Annotated in this window: 18 protein-coding genes; 5 read left to right on the top strand and 13 right to left on the bottom strand. The window is 72.4% G+C overall.

Annotated features, from left to right (window positions below; genetic code table 11):
* Window positions 1-15 precede the first annotated feature (15 nt).
* From AB0J69_RS40775 to AB0J69_RS40805, 7 genes are read right to left on the bottom strand one after another with little or no spacing between them, the layout of a single operon-like run.
* Window positions 16-1,143, bottom strand: coding sequence for a M24 family metallopeptidase (locus AB0J69_RS40775; RefSeq protein ID WP_364129290.1), 1,128 nt, complete (start codon window positions 1,141-1,143; stop codon window positions 16-18).
* A complete protein-coding gene (locus AB0J69_RS40780; protein WP_364129292.1) occupies window positions 1,140-2,048 on the bottom strand; it encodes an ABC transporter ATP-binding protein in 909 nt (302 codons plus the stop codon). Before AB0J69_RS40780 ends, AB0J69_RS40775 begins: the two co-directional genes overlap by 4 nt.
* On the bottom strand, window positions 2,045-2,818 hold the full coding sequence (locus tag AB0J69_RS40785; RefSeq protein WP_364129294.1) for an ABC transporter ATP-binding protein: 774 nt from the start codon (window positions 2,816-2,818) through the stop codon (window positions 2,045-2,047). Before AB0J69_RS40785 ends, AB0J69_RS40780 begins: the two co-directional genes overlap by 4 nt.
* A complete protein-coding gene (locus AB0J69_RS40790; RefSeq protein WP_364129296.1) occupies window positions 2,815-3,693 on the bottom strand; it encodes an ABC transporter permease in 879 nt (292 codons plus the stop codon). Before AB0J69_RS40790 ends, AB0J69_RS40785 begins: the two co-directional genes overlap by 4 nt.
* Complete coding sequence (locus AB0J69_RS40795; RefSeq protein ID WP_364129299.1) at window positions 3,690-4,784, bottom strand: ABC transporter permease; 1,095 nt, start codon at window positions 4,782-4,784, stop codon at window positions 3,690-3,692. Before AB0J69_RS40795 ends, AB0J69_RS40790 begins: the two co-directional genes overlap by 4 nt.
* Before the next feature lie 10 nt (window positions 4,785-4,794).
* Window positions 4,795-6,381 carry an ABC transporter substrate-binding protein gene (locus AB0J69_RS40800; protein ID WP_364129301.1) on the bottom strand — a complete coding sequence of 529 codons (1,587 nt, stop codon included), beginning with the start codon at window positions 6,379-6,381 and terminating at the stop codon, window positions 4,795-4,797.
* A 23-nt stretch (window positions 6,382-6,404) separates the two neighbouring features.
* Window positions 6,405-6,575: a hypothetical protein gene (locus AB0J69_RS40805; protein ID WP_364129303.1), complete on the bottom strand. Its 171-nt coding sequence runs from the start codon at window positions 6,573-6,575 to the stop codon at window positions 6,405-6,407.
* On the opposite strand from AB0J69_RS40805, the gene AB0J69_RS40810 reads away from it, so the two are divergent.
* A complete protein-coding gene (locus tag AB0J69_RS40810) occupies window positions 6,576-7,127 on the top strand; it encodes an Lrp/AsnC family transcriptional regulator (protein WP_364129306.1) in 552 nt (183 codons plus the stop codon).
* Between the two features lie 27 nt (window positions 7,128-7,154).
* Here AB0J69_RS40810 and AB0J69_RS40815 read toward each other — a convergent pair whose 3' ends face one another.
* Both AB0J69_RS40815 and AB0J69_RS40820 read right to left on the bottom strand, forming a co-directional pair.
* Window positions 7,155-7,490 (bottom strand): hypothetical protein, encoded by a 336-nt coding sequence (locus tag AB0J69_RS40815; protein ID WP_364129308.1) that lies wholly within the window; start codon window positions 7,488-7,490, stop codon window positions 7,155-7,157.
* Complete coding sequence (locus tag AB0J69_RS40820; protein WP_364129310.1) at window positions 7,471-8,781, bottom strand: AAA family ATPase; 1,311 nt, start codon at window positions 8,779-8,781, stop codon at window positions 7,471-7,473. Before AB0J69_RS40820 ends, AB0J69_RS40815 begins: the two co-directional genes overlap by 20 nt.
* Before the next feature lie 166 nt (window positions 8,782-8,947).
* On the opposite strand from AB0J69_RS40820, the gene AB0J69_RS40825 reads away from it, so the two are divergent.
* Window positions 8,948-9,106 (top strand): hypothetical protein, encoded by a 159-nt coding sequence (locus AB0J69_RS40825; protein WP_364129313.1) that lies wholly within the window; start codon window positions 8,948-8,950, stop codon window positions 9,104-9,106.
* A 122-nt stretch (window positions 9,107-9,228) separates the two neighbouring features.
* Here AB0J69_RS40825 and AB0J69_RS40830 read toward each other — a convergent pair whose 3' ends face one another.
* Window positions 9,229-10,086 (bottom strand): methyltransferase domain-containing protein, encoded by an 858-nt coding sequence (locus AB0J69_RS40830; protein ID WP_364129316.1) that lies wholly within the window; start codon window positions 10,084-10,086, stop codon window positions 9,229-9,231.
* A 171-nt stretch (window positions 10,087-10,257) separates the two neighbouring features.
* On the opposite strand from AB0J69_RS40830, the gene AB0J69_RS40835 reads away from it, so the two are divergent.
* The 3 genes from AB0J69_RS40835 (at window position 10,258) to AB0J69_RS40845 (ending at window position 12,717) form a co-directional block, all read left to right on the top strand.
* Window positions 10,258-11,025 (top strand): hypothetical protein, encoded by a 768-nt coding sequence (locus AB0J69_RS40835; RefSeq protein WP_364129319.1) that lies wholly within the window; start codon window positions 10,258-10,260, stop codon window positions 11,023-11,025.
* Between the two features lie 2 nt (window positions 11,026-11,027).
* On the top strand, window positions 11,028-11,777 hold the full coding sequence (locus AB0J69_RS40840; RefSeq protein WP_364129321.1) for a hypothetical protein: 750 nt from the start codon (window positions 11,028-11,030) through the stop codon (window positions 11,775-11,777).
* Window positions 11,778-11,955: 178 nt separating this feature from the next.
* Window positions 11,956-12,717 carry an aminoglycoside phosphotransferase family protein gene (locus AB0J69_RS40845; protein ID WP_364129324.1) on the top strand — a complete coding sequence of 254 codons (762 nt, stop codon included), beginning with the start codon at window positions 11,956-11,958 and terminating at the stop codon, window positions 12,715-12,717.
* On the opposite strand, the gene AB0J69_RS40850 is transcribed toward AB0J69_RS40845, so the two are convergent.
* The 3 genes from AB0J69_RS40850 to AB0J69_RS40860 form a co-directional block, all read right to left on the bottom strand.
* Complete coding sequence (locus AB0J69_RS40850) at window positions 12,707-13,615, bottom strand: carbohydrate ABC transporter permease (protein WP_364129327.1); 909 nt, start codon at window positions 13,613-13,615, stop codon at window positions 12,707-12,709. The two genes, AB0J69_RS40845 and AB0J69_RS40850, sit on opposite strands and share 11 nt — an antisense overlap.
* A 3-nt stretch (window positions 13,616-13,618) precedes the next feature.
* Window positions 13,619-14,464, bottom strand: a complete 846-nt coding sequence (locus AB0J69_RS40855; RefSeq protein ID WP_364129330.1) for a sugar ABC transporter permease — start codon at window positions 14,462-14,464, stop codon at window positions 13,619-13,621.
* Window positions 14,465-14,526: 62 nt separating this feature from the next.
* Window positions 14,527-15,888, bottom strand: a complete 1,362-nt coding sequence (locus tag AB0J69_RS40860) for an extracellular solute-binding protein (protein ID WP_364129333.1) — start codon at window positions 15,886-15,888, stop codon at window positions 14,527-14,529.
* Window positions 15,889-15,963 lie beyond the last annotated feature (75 nt).

Below are 15,963 nucleotides of genomic sequence, written 5' to 3' on the forward strand. Positions count from 1 at the left end.
GAGTGCCCTCCGGGGTCAGCGGTCGAGGACGTGCAGGGTGTGCGGGCTGGACCCCAGAACCACCGCACCCGTCTCCGGGCCGGCCTCCGCGCAGGCCACCACGTCCGCCACCCGGGCGCCGAACAGGTCGGGCACGTAGATGGCCGGCTCCAGGCAGAACGTCATCCCGGCCGCCAGCACGGTGTCCTCGCCGGTACGCGGCCCCTCGTCGGGCCCCAGCCCGACACCCCGGCCGACGTGCGCCGCCGCGAACCGCCCGTAGCCGCTGCCGTCGATCACCTCGCCGATCACCCTGGCCACCTCGGCCACCGGCGCGGCGGGGCGGATCGCGGCCAGTCCCGCCCGGTGCGCCGCCAGCACCACCGAGTACATCGCCTCGAAGTCCTCCGGAGGTTCGGCCACGGCGAACACCCTGGCCGACTCGGCGCAGTAGCCGCCCCACCGCCCGCACACCGACACCGTCACCGCGTCGCCGGGGTTGATCACCCGCTCGCCGGGCACGTGCGCGGGCCGGGCCGTGTGCTCGCCCGCCGCCACCCGCAGCGCCACCACGTCCTCGCAGCCCGACTCCACCATCAGCAGCCGCAGCCGGTGGGCCATCGCCCGCTCGGTCGCCCCGAACCAGGCCAGCTCCCGCGCCTGCCCCAGCACCCCTTCCGCGGCGGCGGCCGCCCGTGCGACGGCCTCGACCTCGAACGGCTCCTTACGCAGCCGCAGCGGCGCCAGCACAGAGGAGGCGGGCACGAGCTCGGCCTCGATCGCCAGCCCGAACAGCTCCCGCACCCGCATCTCCGGGTCCACCCCGACCCGCCGCGCCCTCTCGGGCACCACCCCGGCCGGATCGGCGGTCTCGGCCACCGCGTCGGCCGTCACCACGAGGAAGGCGCCCGCACCGCCTTCTCCCGTGCCCCCGCCCAGGAACCGGTAGTCGGGTGAGGGCCGCAGCACGATCGCGTCCACCCCGGCATCGGCCATCGCCTCCCGCACGGCCGCCAACCGCTCAGCGGCCAGGCCGTCCGGCACCGTGAGGGCGTCCCCCGCCGTGAGGGTGGCCCGCGGCGGCAGGTCCTCCAGGACCGGGGGCCGGTCGTCCCGGGCCGCGGGCTCCTGCGGCGCGGCTCCGTCGTGCGGCCGCGGGCTCACTTCGGCTCGTGCAGCCAGCAGGCGACCGGCCCGAAGTCCGGCTCCTTCTCGCGGCACATGTCCATCACCAGCGGGCAGCGCGGGCTGAACCGGCACCCGCCCGGCGGGTTCGCCGGATCCGGCACGTCCCCGGGCAGCTCCGCCGGCAGCACGCCCAGCCCGTCCGGCTTGGGGATGGCCCCCAGCAGCGCCTTCGTGTACGGGTGCCGCGGATCGGCCCACACCTTGGCCGTGTCGCCCACCTCGACGATCTTGCCGAGGTACATGACCGCGATCCGGTCCGCGATCAGCCGCACCACGGACAGGTCGTGGCTGATGAACAGCAGGCCCGCGCCCGACTCCACCGCCAGGTCCCGCATCAGCCTGGCCACCTGCGACTGCGCGGAGGCGTCCAGCGCCGAGATCGGCTCGTCGCCGATCAGCAGCCGCGGCCGCGCGGCCAGCGCCCTGGCGATGGCGATGCGCTGCCGCTGCCCGCCGGAGAACTCGTGCGGGTGCCGCCCCGCGAAGTCGCGCGGCAGGCCGACGCGTTCCAGCAGGTCGGCGGGGGAGGTGGCGGTGTCCCGCGCGGTGCGCAGCCCGTCGGCGATCTGGTCGCCCACCCGCCGGCGGGGGTTCAGCGACGCGTACGGGTCCTGGAACACCATCTGGATCCCGGTCAGCTTCCTGCGCCGCAGCCCGAGCGGCGTGACCGGCTGCCCGTCGAACGCGATCGAGCCCGCGCTGATCGGGTTCAGCCCGCAGACCGCGCGGGCCAGCGTCGACTTGCCGCACCCGGACTCGCCGACCAGCCCCACGACCTCGCCCGGGCCGACCGCCAGGCTGGCCCCCGCGACCGCCCGCACCACGGGACGGCCGGGGGAGCGGTGCTCGACGACCAGGTCGTCGATGGTCAGCAGGCTCATGACGTCTCCGCATCGGGTAGCGAGTCCAGCAGCGATCTCGTGTAGGCGTGCGCCGGCTCGCGCAGCACCCGGCCGCGCGGCCCCGACTCCACGACGAGGCCGTCCTTCATCACGCTGACCTCGTCCGCCACCGCCGACATGACCCCGAGGTCGTGCGTGACCAGCAGCACGGCCAGCCCCAGCTCGTCGCAGAGCCCGCGCAGCAGCCGCAGCACGCCCGCCTGCACGGTCACGTCCAGGGCGGTGGTCGGCTCGTCCGCGATCAGCACCTTGGGCGAGCAGGCCAGCGCGATGGCGATCGCGACGCGCTGCCGCATCCCGCCGGAGAACTGGTGCGGGAAGCGCCCGTACGCCTCCTCCGGCCCCGGGATGCGGACCTTGCCGAGCAGCTCCACCGCCCGCGCCCGCGCCTCGGCCTTGCCCAGGCGGAGGTGGTGGCGCATGTGCTCGGTGAGCTGCTTGCCGATGGTCAGCATCGGGTGCAGGCTGGTCGCCGGGTCCTGGAAGACCATGGCGACCTCGCCGCCGCGCACCCGGTTCAGCTCCTTGGGCGGCAGGGCCAGCAGGTCGCGCTCGCCGAGCGCGATCGTCCCCGACACGCGGGCGCCGTGCGGCAGCAGGCCCAGCGTGGCCAGGCCGGTCATCGTCTTGCCCGACCCGCTCTCCCCGGCCAGCCCGTGCACGCGGCCGGCCGCCAGCCGCAGGTCGACGCCGCGCAGGATCTCCTTGCCGCCGATCGACACTTTCAGATCGCGGATGTCCAGCGTCACAGCGCACGCTCCTTGATCGCGCGAGCGGTACGGGGGTCGAGGGCGTCCCGCAGGGTGTCGCCGAGGAAGTTGAACGCCAGCACCACCGTCAGGATCGCCAGCCCCGGGAACGTCGCCACCCACCAGCTGTCGAAGACCTCCACGCCGGAGGCCACCATCGCGCCCCACTCGGGGGAGGGCGGCTTGGCACCCAGGCCCAGGAACGACAGCCCGGACAGCAGCAGCAGCGCGGTGCCGATGTCCAGGGTGGCCAGCACCAGGACGGGCCCCGTCACGTTGGGGAGCACGTCCACCCGCAGCGAGCGCCACACCGAGAAGCCCAGCAGCCGCCCGCTCAGCACGAACTCCCGCTCCCGCACCCCCAGCACGAGCCCGCGCGTCACCCGGGCGTAGGCGGGCCAGGCGACGACCAGCACGGCCAGCACCGCGTTCGTCAGGCTCGCGCCCAGCGCCGCGGCCACCACCATGGCCAGGATCACGGTCGGGAACGCGAACACCAGGTCCGCCACCCGCATGATCGTCTCGTCGACCCACCGGCCGAAGTAGCCGGCGCACGCGCCGAGCAGCCCGCCGATCAGCACCGACAGCGCCACCAGCAGCAGCGTCAGCGGGATCGACACGCGCGCCCCGTACATGACCCGGCTGAGGATGTCGCGGCCGAGCTGGTCGGTGCCGAACCAGTGGCCGGGCCCGGGAGGCGCCAGCCGCGGCAGCTCCTGGGCGAGCGGGTCGTGCGGCGCCAGCAGGGGCGCGGCCAGCGCGATGACGAGCCAGGCCACGGCCAGCACGCCGCCGACGATCGCCAGCGGCTGCCGCCACGCCTCGGGCAGCCGCCGCAGCAGCCCCTTGCGGGCGAGGGGGTCCCGCCGTCTCATTGCAGCCTCACTCGGGGATCGATGACGCCGTACAGGACGTCCACGATCAGGTTGATGACCAGGTAGACGACGCCCACGACCAGGCCGACGCCCATGACGGCGGGCAGGTCGAGGGTGGTGGCGCTCTTGTAGGCGTACTGGCCGACGCCGGGCCAGGCGAAGATGGCCTCGACCAGCACGGTGCCGGACAGCAGGCTGCCGAAGGCCAGGCCCGCCACGGTGATGATGGGCACCAGGGCGGAGCGCAGGACGTACCGGAAGAGGATCGTCCGGCCCGGCAGGCCCTTGGCCCTGGCGGCGCGCACGTAGTCCTGCCCCAGCACCTCCAGCACCGCCGAGCGGGTGAAGCGGGTGAGCAGCCCGATCGTGTAGAGCGCCAGCACCAGGGCGGGCGTGATCAGGTGGCCGACGGCGGAGGAGAAGATGTCCCACCGCCCGGCCAGCAGCGCGTCGATCGTCTGCAGCCCGGTCACGGGCGGGGCCGAGCCGAGCGCCGCGTCCACCCGGCCGCTGCCCGGGGTGAGCTGCAGCCGGTAGAAGAAGATGTAGAACGCCACCAGCGCCAGCCAGAACGTCGGCACGGAGATGCCGATGAGGCTCAGCACCCGCAGCGCGTGGTCCGCCAGCCGGTCCCGGCGCAGCGCGGCCACGACCCCGAACGCCACGCCCAGCACGAGCGAGACCAGGATCGCCGCGCCCGCCAGCTCCAGCGTCGCCGGGACGAACTCGGCCAGGTCCTGGCTGACCGGGCGGTGGCTCTGCTGGCTCGTGCCCAGGTCACCCTGGACCAGGCCCTGCAGGTGGATGAGGTACTGCTGCCACAGCGGCTTGTCCAGGCCGTGCTCGGCCCGCCACTGCGCCACGATGGCCGGGTCGCCCAGGGCCCGCTGGCCGAGGTTGGCGGCCACGGGGTCGCCCGGCACGAGGTTCGTCAGGACGAACGTCACCAGGGTGATGCCCCAGGCCATCAGCACGGCCAGCAGGATGCGGCGCACCAGGAACCGCGCCAGCGGATGCGCCCGCGGCCGCCGCGCCCGCGCGGGTGCCGGGCCGGCGGGCGGCGTGCCCGCCGGATCCGGGGATTCGGACACCTCGCAATCCCTACTTCACGCCGAGGTCGGCGACGTCCACCGTCCACACCGGGTGGTACTCCAGCCCGGTCACCGACGCGGCCGTCACGATGTTCTGGCCCGGCTGGATCAGCGGGATGAACGGCCCGGACGCGTTGAGCTTGGTCTGGACGTCGACGTAGGCGGCCGTACGGGCGTCGTCACCGATCGCCGCCGCGGCCTTCTCGCCCGCGGCCTCGATCTCCTTGGCCGCGCCCTCCTTCCAGCCGGCCCGCAGGCCCACCGTCTTGCCTGGGAGGAAGGCCAGGTAGTCGCTGGGGTCGGGGTAGTCGGGGCCCCAGTACCACAGGCCCATCTCCTCCTTGCCGTTGCGGTAGTTGTCCAGGGCCGTGGTGACCGGCGCGGGCTGCAGGTCCACCGTGATGCCGACCTCCTTGAGGTTGGCCTGGACGCGCTCGGCCAGCGGCTGGAACGACAGGCCGTTCACGGTCAGCTCGCTCGGGTACTCCAGCTTGACGGTCGGGTTCGACAGGCCGCTGGCGGCCAGCGCGGCCTTGGCGCCCTCGACGTCCCGCTTGGCCCCCTGGTCGGCGGGCAGCGCGCCGAGCAGCTGCGACGGGATGACGCCCGGCGCCTGCGTGGAGCCCTCGCCGGCCAGCTCCAGCAGCCCCGTGTAGTCCACGCCCTTGCGCACCGCCTCGACGAACTTGGCGTTCGTCGTGGTCTTGCTGATCGCGGAGTCCTGGTTGGCCAGCAGGAAGATGACGTTCGCCGAGGCCGTCTTCTTGACCTGCAGGGTCGCGGGCATGCCGGTGACCTGGTCACCCGACAGGTTGAGCGCCACCTGGCTGTCGCCGCGCTGGACGTTCAGCTTCTGGGTGGCGGCCTCGACGTTGCGCAGGACGATCTTGTCGTAGGCGGGCTTGGTCCCGTAGTACTTCGGGTTCGCCTTGAGCGTGACCTGGCTGCTCACGTTGAACGACTCGATCTGGTACGGGCCCGAGCCGGCCGAGTTGGCGTTCAGGTACTGCTCGGCCTTGTCCTGCGGGTCGGTGGTGGCGCCGTTCTGCTTGGCGAGCTTGCTGTTGATGATGCCGAGGGCCGGGTTCGGCAGGATGTACGGCAGGGCCGGGTTGGCCGCCTTCGACGTCAGCGTGATCGTCGTGTCGTCGGTCTTGGCCACCTCGACGCCGTCCAGCAGGAACGACGGCGTACCCTTCATGTCACGCACGCGCGTCAGCGAGAAGACCACGTCGTCGGCCGTCACCGGCGAGCCGTCGGCGAAGGTGGCGCCCTGCTTCAGCTTGAGCGTCAGCGTCTTGCCGTCCTCGGACAGCTCGTACGACTCGGCCAGCGCCGGCACCGGCTTGGTCACGTCGGCGCCGTCGAAGGTCAGCAGCGTCTCGTAGAGCGCCTTGCCGACGATGAGGCCCGTCGGCTCGTAGGTGCGGCCGGGGTCGGCCGTCTTGAGGTCGAAGGACGTGTCGATGACGAGGGTCTTGCCCCCGGAGGCCCCGGAAGCGCCGGGGGCCGGGGAGGTGCCGCCGCCGCTTCCGCAGGCGGCGAGGGCGAGTGCACCGGCGAGCAGTACAGCCGCCGTCTGCGAGCGGGTCGCCATGTTGGTCCTCCAAGATTGGACGTTCAGCAGAAGGATGTCGAGGATTGTCCGGCAGAACGTCCAGGTCCTGTGCGGTCGGCGAGACGTATATAAAGGTCGATGAGGTAATGATGAGTGATATTTCCAGGAATGGTGTCGGCGGCGGTGGTCAGGCTGGACGGATCGGTATCGGTCTCGAGCTGGACGACATCCACATGAAGATCCTCGAGGTCCTGCGCGAGAACGGCAGGATCTCGGTCGCCGCGCTGGCCGAGCGGGTGGGCATCTCCCGGGCCAACGCCTACACCCGGTTCGAGGCGTTGCGCGCGGACGGCGCGATCAAGCGGTTCACCGCCGAGATCGACCATGTCAGGACCGGGCTCGGCATCACGGCGCTGATCTTCGTGACCGTGCGCCAGCAGATGTGGAAGCAGTTCAGGGCCGAGCTGGCCAGGATGCCGGAGGTGGAGTACTGCGCGATCACCACCGGCCAGCACGACGCGATGATCCAGGTACGCGTGTCCGACGTGGCCGCGGTGCACACCATGGTGACCGACCGGCTGGCCAACATCCCGGCGGTCAAGGCGACGGAGACGGTGTTCATCCTGGACGAGGTGCTCAGGCGGCCGTACGTGCTGCCCAGCGACCGCGACCAGGCCCGTCCCCAGCGGCGGCCCGCCCAGGAGGCGCAGGGCGACGTGCCGCTCGGCAAGATGCGCTTCGTCGGGGCCGCCGAGGGCCGGGCCGCCCTGCGCAAGGACGGCTGACAGGCGGATGTGACGGATGGGGCGGGGTCAGGCGACCTCGGCGCACACGCTGACGTGCGGCGTGTCGTCCCCCTCGAAGGTGAACTCCTCCACCAGGCGCAGCAGCCCGTCGTCCCCGGTCTCGATGCGGCTGCTGCTCTTCCCGCCCGCCGTGCCCCCGGCCACCAGGGCGTGCACGTAGGAGATGGAGACCCGGTCGCCGTCGCGGGTGCCGACGAAGCGTCCCTCGGTCACGGTGTCGCCGGTGTAGCTGCCCCACACCACCCCGTCCGTCTCCCAGTACTCGAACGCCGTGGGGCTGTCGGGGTTCACCGTGCTCGCCGTCGAGCTCACCATCACGAATTTACGACCGTTGAGATTCACGCCCCCATGGTCCCCAGATTTCGGAAATATCAGCAATCGGTTGGACATATGGTGAAGGGCCGTGGTCAGCGGTCGCAATCCGTCCAGCCGGGAGCGGAACGGCGGGCGTACGCCGGCGGCTCAGTCCATCGGCGCCTGGATCTTGCTGGTGTGCCCGGCCCAGCTCCGCCAGCTCGGCGGCCAGCTCCGGGTTCGGGCCCGACACCGCCTCGATGCGGTGCCGCAGCCGCGCCTGCTCGCCCTCGGCCACCAGCGCCGCCCGCGCGTGCAGCGCCGAGCGGTGCGCCGGGCCGAGGTCGCGGTAGACGGCCGCGCGGACCAGCGGATGCGGGAACGCCGCCACCGCGCCCCGCGTGGAAGAGCGTTCCAGCAGCACCCCCTCGCGCACCGCCTGCTCCAGCGCCTGCAGCGGCTCCTCCACCCGGGCCACCCGGGCGGCCAGGTGCAGCGGGGCCGACAGGCCCAGCACGCTCACCGCGCTGACCAGCTCCCGCACCGGCGGCGCGCACCTGGCCACCTTGCCCAGCACCAGCAGCGCGTACGAGCGCGGCGCCGGCAGCGGCTGCCCCAGGTCGTCCAGTGCCGCCGGGGGCACCTCCTCCAGCAGCGCCCGCAGGTGCAGCGGCACCCCCTCGGTGTGCGCGACCAGCCGCGCCAGCCCCCGCCGCGACACCGGGCCGCCGACCAGGCCGCTGACCAGAGCCTCCACCTCGGGTGCCCGCAGCCCCGGCAGCCGCAACCGGGTGGAGCGCGCGGCGACGAGCCGCACCAGCCCTTCGGGACCCGACAGCGCGGCCGCGTCGCGCAGCATGAGCACCGTCAGCACCCGGTCCACGCGCAGCCGGCGCAGGCAGAACGTCAGCGCCCGCAACGTCGGCTCGTCCGCCCAGTGCACGTCGTCGACGACCAGGCAGAGCGGCTCGCCGAGCTGCCGCTCGCTCAGCACGTCCAGCAGGGCCGCCCCGACCGCCAGCGGGTCCGGCAGCGCGGCGGGGTCGTCGAGCCCGGGCGCCAGCGCGGCCAGCCGCCGCGGCAGCCCGCCCGGCCCGCCGAACAACCTGACCAGCGTCCCGTACGGGAGCAGCACCTCGCCCTCGTCACCATCGGTGAACAGCACGTTCGCCGTCCCGCACCGCTCCAGGAACCGGTGGATCAGCGTCGTCTTCCCGATCCCGGCCGGCCCCTCCACCACCACCAGCCGCGGCAGCCCGGTACGGGCGCGCCCGAACTCCTCCGCCAGGTGCCGGAGCTCCTGATCTCGCCCGACGAACGTCGCGATCGGCTCAGCCATGGCGGCCTCCGCATCCCGGGGAATCCCACGGTTGCGCGGGACGGCCGGAGCCTCAAGTAAGAGTTGCCTATCTACCTGTCCAGGGGCCGCGCGAAAATCAGGGGTCATCCCCAGGATGCCGTCCCGGGGCGGGCCTCTTACGCTCGCGGGTGAGCCGGGAGGCGCGATGCGGTTCATCGTGGAGCTGGAGTACGGTGCGGACGGCGTCCACGGGCTGGTCACTCGTGAGGACGCGGACCGTGCCGTGCCGTTCCACGGCTGGCTGGAGCTGTTGCGGCTGCTCGAAGAGCCGCACACCCCGGGTAATCCCTGGGACGAACCCTGACGCGCGCCCCCACCAGACCGCGCCGAACCGGCGCCGGGTCCGGCGGCTCCTCGTGCGTAGCCGTGCGGGCCGCACGGCTCACGCGCGCAGGCGTGGGGGCTGCCCCCGGGGCGCCTTCCGGGTCAGGGGCGGCGGAGATGCCAGACGATCAGCCCGGGGGTGTCCTCGTACGCCACCGCCGCGGCCTCGGCACACCACCGCTGGGCGAGCGGGCCGCCGTGCCCGCCGGGCAGCGCGCCCCACCGGGGCTCGTGACAGGCCAGGATCTCCAGCCCCGCCTCCAGGATCGCCGCGATGTAGTCGGCGGCCAGGAACCGGCCGGCCGGCATGGCCGAGACGGCGCCGTCCGGCCCCGCCACCGTGGCCACTCCGCCCAGGTAGAGCGACAGCGGATGGATGTCCGACAGCACCACGTGCCCGCCCGGCCGGACGGCGCGGGCGAGCTCGGCCAGCGGCGGGCCGAGGGCCGGCAGGTGGGTCAGCGCCAGCGCGCAGACCACCACGTCGAAGCCCGCGGACCCGACCGGCAGGCGGCGCAGGTCCGCCTCGTGGAACTCGCCGTCCGGCACCTTCGCCCGGGCCAGGGCGAGCATCTCGGGCGAGGAGTCGACGCCGACGACCTCGTGGCCGAGCCCGGCCAGGAACGCGGCGTGCCGGCCGGTGCCGCAGGCGGCGTCCAGGGCCCGGCCCGCGGGCAGCGCGGACAGGATGCGCCGCACCAGGGGCTCCTCCAGCGCGATCAGCGGGTTTCCCGGGTGGTCGTAGGTGCCGGCCCACCGCGCGTACCCCTCCACGGTGGTGGCCCGGCCGACGGCCGCGCCCTCGCCCAGCGCCGGATCCGGGTCGGTGACCAGCCTGCGGATCTCGGCGATCCGCCGCTCCACGAAGGCGGCGTCGCCCAGATCACCGGCCTGCGCGCGCAGCAGCGCGACCCCTTCCAGGCCCAGGAGCCAGGCCAGCGGGTGCGAGTAGGACGGCATGCCGACACGATAGGAGCTCGTGATCGTCCGGGCGATCGATTATTCGCCGCGGAGCGGGCGGGAGCGGGAGCGGGCTTGCCCGGGACTTTACCTTTCAGGGGCCTGACGCCATCATTGCGCTGTGTGATAGTAATGTGACACTGCGTATCCGAAGAGATCCGGGAGATCTTCATGGTGGCGTACACGCTCTCGATATTGGCGGCGGTGGGTGCGGTGGCGCTCACCGCGCTGGTGTTCAGGCGGGTGAAGAGAGCCGGCGAGGACCGCGACCCCAACGGCCCGTCCGCCGCGCACGCGGGGGCGATGTTGTCGGCCATGTTCCTGCTGGTGTTCGCCATCGCGATCATCGTGCCGTGGACCACCGCCGACGCCGCCCGGCTCAACACCCACGCCGAGAGCCAGTCCGCGGTCGACGCCTACTGGGCGGCCTCCGACCTGCCCGGCTCGGCGCCCGAGGAGGTGCGCAGGTCGCTGCGTGACTACGTCACGTTCGTGGTGCGGGACGAGTGGCCGCTCATGGCCGAGGGCAAGATGCACCCGCTCGGCGCCGAGCGGATGGACGACCTGCGCGGCCGCGTCAACGAGCTCCAGACCCGCGACGGCGACGAGGAGGACGCCAAGGAGACCGTGCTGGAGCACATCAGCGCCATCTCCACGGCGCGCGCGCAGCGCACCGCCGACGCCGCCGCGACGCCGCCCGAGGGGCTGCTGCTCCTGACGATCCTCACCGGCGTGCTGGTCATCGTCTTCCCGTTCCTGGCCGGGGCCAGGCCGCGCGGGCTGGCGATGCTGCCGCTGGTCGCCACGGCGGCGCTGCTCGGCTTCGGCATCTACCTGACCTGGGACATCTCGCACGCGTTCGCCGGGCCGCTGGCGGTCGGGTCGGAGGCGTTCCAGGGGGCGCTGGACGAGTTCGCGCGGATCGCCGGGGGGTTGTGACCGTGGCCGTCAGGCGCGCGCCGCTGCTGCTGGCCGCCGCCCTGATCGCGGCGGCCGCGGGCCCCGCGGCCGGCCCCGCCGTTGCCGACCGCGAGCCGTGGCCCGGCGGGGCGCGGGAAGTCAGCCGGATGGCGCTCGCCGGGGGGCCGGAAACCGGCCGCCCGGCCCCGCCCCGTCGGATGGCGGGAGGCAGCCGGGTGGCGCGGCCCCGTCCGGTGCTCGGAGCTGGTCGGGTGGCGCGGCCTCGTCCAGTTCCGGGAGGCGGCCGGGTGGTGCCGCCCCGGCCGGTGCCGAAGGTGTCCGTGCGCCCGCCCGCCCCGCCCAGGGGCGTCACCGTGGGCCCCCGGGTGAAGGTGCCGAGGGTGTCGGTGCGGCGCTCGCCCGATCCCAGGGTGTCGATCTCGATGCCGCGCGGGAGACGGGCGGCGCCCCAGGTCACGGTGCCGCAGGTGACCGTCTACCACGACGGGGTGTGCTCGGGCGGCGTCGTGGTGGGGGAGTGCCCCCGCCGCGGGCCCCGCGAGGTGCGCGCGGCCGCGCCGCCGGTTGCGCCGCCCGTGGTGCCGGTCCGGGTGCTCCCCTCGCCGACGCCCGAGCCCACCCCGGCCCCCACGCCGTCGGCCCGGTCGCGCGTCAAGCGCCTCGAGCCGCCGGCGCGGCGGCGGAACCCGCTGAACAGCGTCCTGCTCACGGTCGTGCTCGTGACGGCGATCACCTCCACGACGGCCGTGGCCTTCCGGGCGCGGCGATGATCACGCGAGCGACCTGAGCGCCTTCGCCCAGGTCTCGAGCGTCCTCCACCGCGAGCACCACGGGAAGTCCTCGGGCGGTGCGTCCATGGCGCCCGTGCACCGGTCTACCTGGTGAAAAATGGGGAGCGACGGCCCCGCGACGCGTGGCACACTGGCCGGACGCGATCAAGGAGGGGCGGTGCCCGGCGAAGAGGTGCTGACCGGCGGCGGCGTCAATCACGTGGTCCGGGTGGGCGACACGGTGCGCAGGCCGGCGGGCCCCTGGACCCCGGCCGTGCACGGGCTGCTGCGCCACCTGGCCGAGCGCGGGTTCACCGGCGCGCCGAGGAGCCACGGGATCGACGGGCAGGGGCGGGAGGTCCTCGACTTCGTGCCGGGCGTGACCGCCGACTACCCGCTGCCCGCATGGGTGCGCGCCGATGAGGTGCTGGTGGCCGTGGCCCGGCTGCTGCGCGAATACCACGACGCCACGGTCGGCCTCTCCCGCGAGGGTGACTGGTACTTCCCGGCGGTCGAGCCGGCCGAGGTGATCTGCCACGGGGACGTGGCCCCGTACAACTGCGTGGTCAGGGAGGGCCGGCCGGTCGCGTTCATCGACTTCGACACGGCGCACCCGGGACCGCGCGTCTGGGACGTGGCCTACGCGGCCTACCGGTTCGTCCCCCTGCACGATCCGAGTGACGGCGACGGGATCCCGGTGGCGGAGCAGGCGCGGCGGCTGCGGCTGTTCGCCGACGCGTACGAGCTCGGCGAGGCCGCCCGGCAGGCGCTGGCGAAGACCGCGATCAAGCGCCTGGAGCATCTGGTCGGCTTCATGCGGGAGCGTGCCGCCGCGGGCGACGCGGCCTTCGCCGACCACATCGCCCGCGGCGACGATCGCTTCTACGAGATGAACATCGAGCACCTGCGCCGCCACGAGACTGCTCTCACTACTTGCTGAAGCCCGCGGTCAGGCCGCTGAGGAGCTGGCGGCGGCCCACCACGTACAGGACGAGGATGGGGAGCGTGGTAAGCACGACCGAGGCCAGGACGGCGGGCACGTTGATGCTGTACTCCTCCTGGAAGGACCACAGCGCCAGCGGCAGCACGCGCTTGTCCGGGCTCTGCGTGAGCACCAGCGGCAGCAGGAACCCGTTCCAGATGTGCAGCGCGTTGTAGATCGTCACCGTCACCACGGCCGGGCGGGCCAGCGGGAACGCCAGCCGCCAGAGCATCCCGCGCTCGGTCGCGCCGTCGATCCGCATCGACTCGAACAGGTCCTTCGGCACATCCCTGATGAAGTTCGACAGGACCAGCACCGACAGGGGGATCGCGAACGCGATCGACGGCAGGATCATCGCCATCAGCGAGTCGTACAGGCCGAGCTGGATGATGATCAGGTAGACCGGGATGATCGTGGCCTGCAGCGGGATGGCCAGCCCCATGAGGAACAGCGAGTTCGTCCAGCGCAGCAGCCTGTTCCGGCCGCCGCTGCGCACGATCGCGTACGCCGCCATGAAGCTGACCGCCACGGCGGGCACCACGGCGCCGATCGTGACGATGACGCTGTTGATGAAGTACTGCACGAAGTCCGACTCGATGACCAGCCGGTAGTTCACCAGCGTCGGCTCCGACGGCGGGGCGAACGGGTTCTCCAGGTAGTAGCGCGACTGGGACTTGAAGCTCGTGATGACGATCCAGTAGATCGGCACGACCACGATCAGCAGCCACAGGACGCTGGTCAACCCGGCCAGGTAGTTGGGGCGCTCCTTGCCGCGCGAGGTGCTGCGGCGGTGGCGCGGGTCGGCCTTGGCGGTGCCGAGCTGCTCCGGGGCCCTGGTGGTGGGGGCGGTCGTCATGCGTCAGGCCCCTTCTAGCTGGCTGTGACTGGAGTCGCGGCCGCCGAGCCGGCGCAGCAGCAGCGACAGGGCGAGGCCGACGAGGACGAGGATGATCGCGATCACGCTGGCCGGGCCCATGAGATTGGCCATGAAGCCGCGCTTGTACATGTCGACCGCGAGCACCCGGGTGGCGTCGCCGGGGCCCCCCGCGGTCAGCACGAAGATCAGGTCGAAGAGGGTCAGCGACCCGACCACCATCAGCGTCGAGGACGTGATGATCGTGTACTTGAGCTGCGGCAGCGTGATGCTGAAGAACCTGCGCACCCGGCCCGCGCCGTCCAGCTCCGCGGCCTCGTACATCGAGCGCGGGATCTGGCGGATGCCGCCCTGGTAGATCAGCGAGTGGAACGGGATGTACTGCCAGGACACCACGAAGATCACCACGCTGAAGGCGAGGATCGGCTCGCCCAGCCAGTCCTGGACGAGGATGCGGATCCCCAGGCCCGCGCCGAGCCCGAAGTTCGGGTCGAGCAGCGCCTTGTACGTGATCGCGAGGGCCGCGGAGCTGAGCAGCAGCGGGATGAAGAACAGGACCGACAGGACCGCCCGGTAACGGTGCTGCCCGGCCAGGAACGCGCCCATCAGGATGCTCGCCGGCGTCTGGACCGCCCACGACACGGCCATGAGGAGGAACGTCACCCAGAGCGCGTGCGGCAGGCCCGGGTCGCTCAGGATCGCCGCCCAGTTGTCGAAGCCCGCGATGCTGATCGCACCGAGCCCGTCCCATTGCGCGAAGCTGAGAGCGAGCACCCCGACCAGGGGGATCACGGCGAAACCGAGGAAGAACACGAGTGCCGGGATGGTCATCCATCCCAGTGAGCCGCCACGGCCCGCGCGAGCCGCGGGCCTGGCGGTGGTCGTGACGGCGCTCACTTGCCGATGACCGCGTTCATGTTCGTGGCGAACTCCTGCGGCGAGATCGACAGCTGGAACAGCTTGGAGATGTTGTCCAGCAGCACTTCGGCGGCGGTCGGGCTGAGCGCCTGGTCCCAGGACTGCGCGAAGGTCTTGGCGTTGACGGCGATGTTGTAGACGAAGGTCAGGAAGTCCTTGTCCTTGGAGGTGGCGAACTGCGCGTCCGCGCCCTTGATGATCGGGACGGCGCCGGTCCCGACCCAGTCCTTGACCGCGGTGTCGTCGGTCAGCGCGCCGGTGAAGAACTTCTTGGCGATCTCCTTCTGCTCGGCCGTGGCCTTGGAGGAGATCGAGAGGTACTGGCCGGGGTTGCCGACGGTGTTGCCGGGGTCGCCCTTGCCGCCGTCGATCGGCGGGAAGTTCATGTAACCGAGGTTGCCGCCGGAGACGAAGTCGCCGCCGTCGGTGGACATGCTGCCGTACGTCCAGCCGCCGTGCAGCATCATGGCGGCCTTGCCGGTGTACAGCAGCGCCTGGTCGGCGTTGGAGTCGGCGGTGATCGAGGAGAAGCCCTTGACGAACCCGTTGGCCTTGACCAGCTTCTGCACCTCGCCCAGGGCCTGGATCGCGAGCGGGTTGTTCCAGGCGTCCTTCTCGCCGTCGAAGACGGCCTGGAAGACCTCAGGTCCGCCGAGGCGGTCGAAGAGGAACTCCAGCCACATCATGTTCGTCCAGCGCGACTGGCCGCCGAGGGAGAACGGCGCGATGCCCTTGGCGTTGAACTTGGGCACCAGGTCCAGGATGTCGCCCCACGTCTGGGGCGGCTCGGCGCCGATCTTGTCGAAGGCCCGCTTGTCGTAGTACAGGACGATCGGCTGCAAGGTCTCGCAGGGCATCGCGTAGATCTTGCCGTCGATGGTGGCCGCCCCGAAGGAGGAGGGGAACAGCTTGTCCTTGACGGCGGCGTTCTGGTCGAACCACGAGGTCAGGTCCTCGACCTGGCCGGCCTGCACGTAGCTGCGCAGCGTGCCGCCGCCCCAGCCCCAGATGAGGGTGGGCGCCTGACCGGCCCCGATGGCCGTCTTGATCTTCGTCTTGAACGCGTCGTTCTGGAAGGTCGTGCCGGTGATCTTGCCGTTCGGGTTGGCCTGGTTGTGGCGCTCGACGGTCCTGGTGCGCACGCCTTCCTGCGGCTGGGTCGACAGGTACCAATACGTGGCACCGGCGCCACCGCCGCCGCTCGTGGCGCCGGTGCCGGTGCCGCCCGCACCGGTTTGGGTGGGCCCCGAGCCGCCGCAGGCGGCGAGGGCGGCTCCCAGGGGAACGCCCATGGAGAGGCTGAGGAAGGTACGGCGAGAGGTTTTCCTGGACTCCACGCTGATCTCCATACTCGAGTGCCGCGGGCTGGGGATGCGGCTCGTTGATCACTGGGTGCGATGGCCGGCGGTCGT

Origin of the sequence: Nonomuraea sp. NPDC049709, from assembly GCF_040674815.1 — a bacterium.
Lineage (GTDB): Bacteria > Actinomycetota > Actinomycetes > Streptosporangiales > Streptosporangiaceae > Nonomuraea.

Excerpts from the sequence above, each read along its gene's own strand:
- AB0J69_RS40820 (WP_364129310.1), bottom strand. The coding sequence starts at position 8,781 with ATGGCTGAGCCGATCGCGACGTTCGTCGGGCGAGATCAGGAGCTCCGG.
- AB0J69_RS40830 (WP_364129316.1), bottom strand. The coding sequence starts at position 10,086 with ATGCCGTCCTACTCGCACCCGCTGGCCTGGCTCCTGGGCCTGGAAGGG.
- AB0J69_RS40855 (WP_364129330.1), bottom strand. The coding sequence starts at position 14,464 with ATGACCATCCCGGCACTCGTGTTCTTCCTCGGTTTCGCCGTGATCCCC.
- AB0J69_RS40825 (WP_364129313.1), top strand. The coding sequence starts at position 8,948 with ATGCGGTTCATCGTGGAGCTGGAGTACGGTGCGGACGGCGTCCACGGG.
- AB0J69_RS40810 (WP_364129306.1), top strand. The coding sequence starts at position 6,576 with ATGAAGATCCTCGAGGTCCTGCGCGAGAACGGCAGGATCTCGGTCGCC.
- AB0J69_RS40835 (WP_364129319.1), top strand. The coding sequence starts at position 10,258 with ATGGTGGCGTACACGCTCTCGATATTGGCGGCGGTGGGTGCGGTGGCG.
- AB0J69_RS40850 (WP_364129327.1), bottom strand. The coding sequence starts at position 13,615 with ATGACGACCGCCCCCACCACCAGGGCCCCGGAGCAGCTCGGCACCGCC.
- AB0J69_RS40790 (WP_364129296.1), bottom strand. The coding sequence starts at position 3,693 with ATGAGACGGCGGGACCCCCTCGCCCGCAAGGGGCTGCTGCGGCGGCTG.
- AB0J69_RS40780 (WP_364129292.1), bottom strand. The coding sequence starts at position 2,048 with ATGAGCCTGCTGACCATCGACGACCTGGTCGTCGAGCACCGCTCCCCC.
- AB0J69_RS40800 (WP_364129301.1), bottom strand. The coding sequence starts at position 6,381 with ATGGCGACCCGCTCGCAGACGGCGGCTGTACTGCTCGCCGGTGCACTC.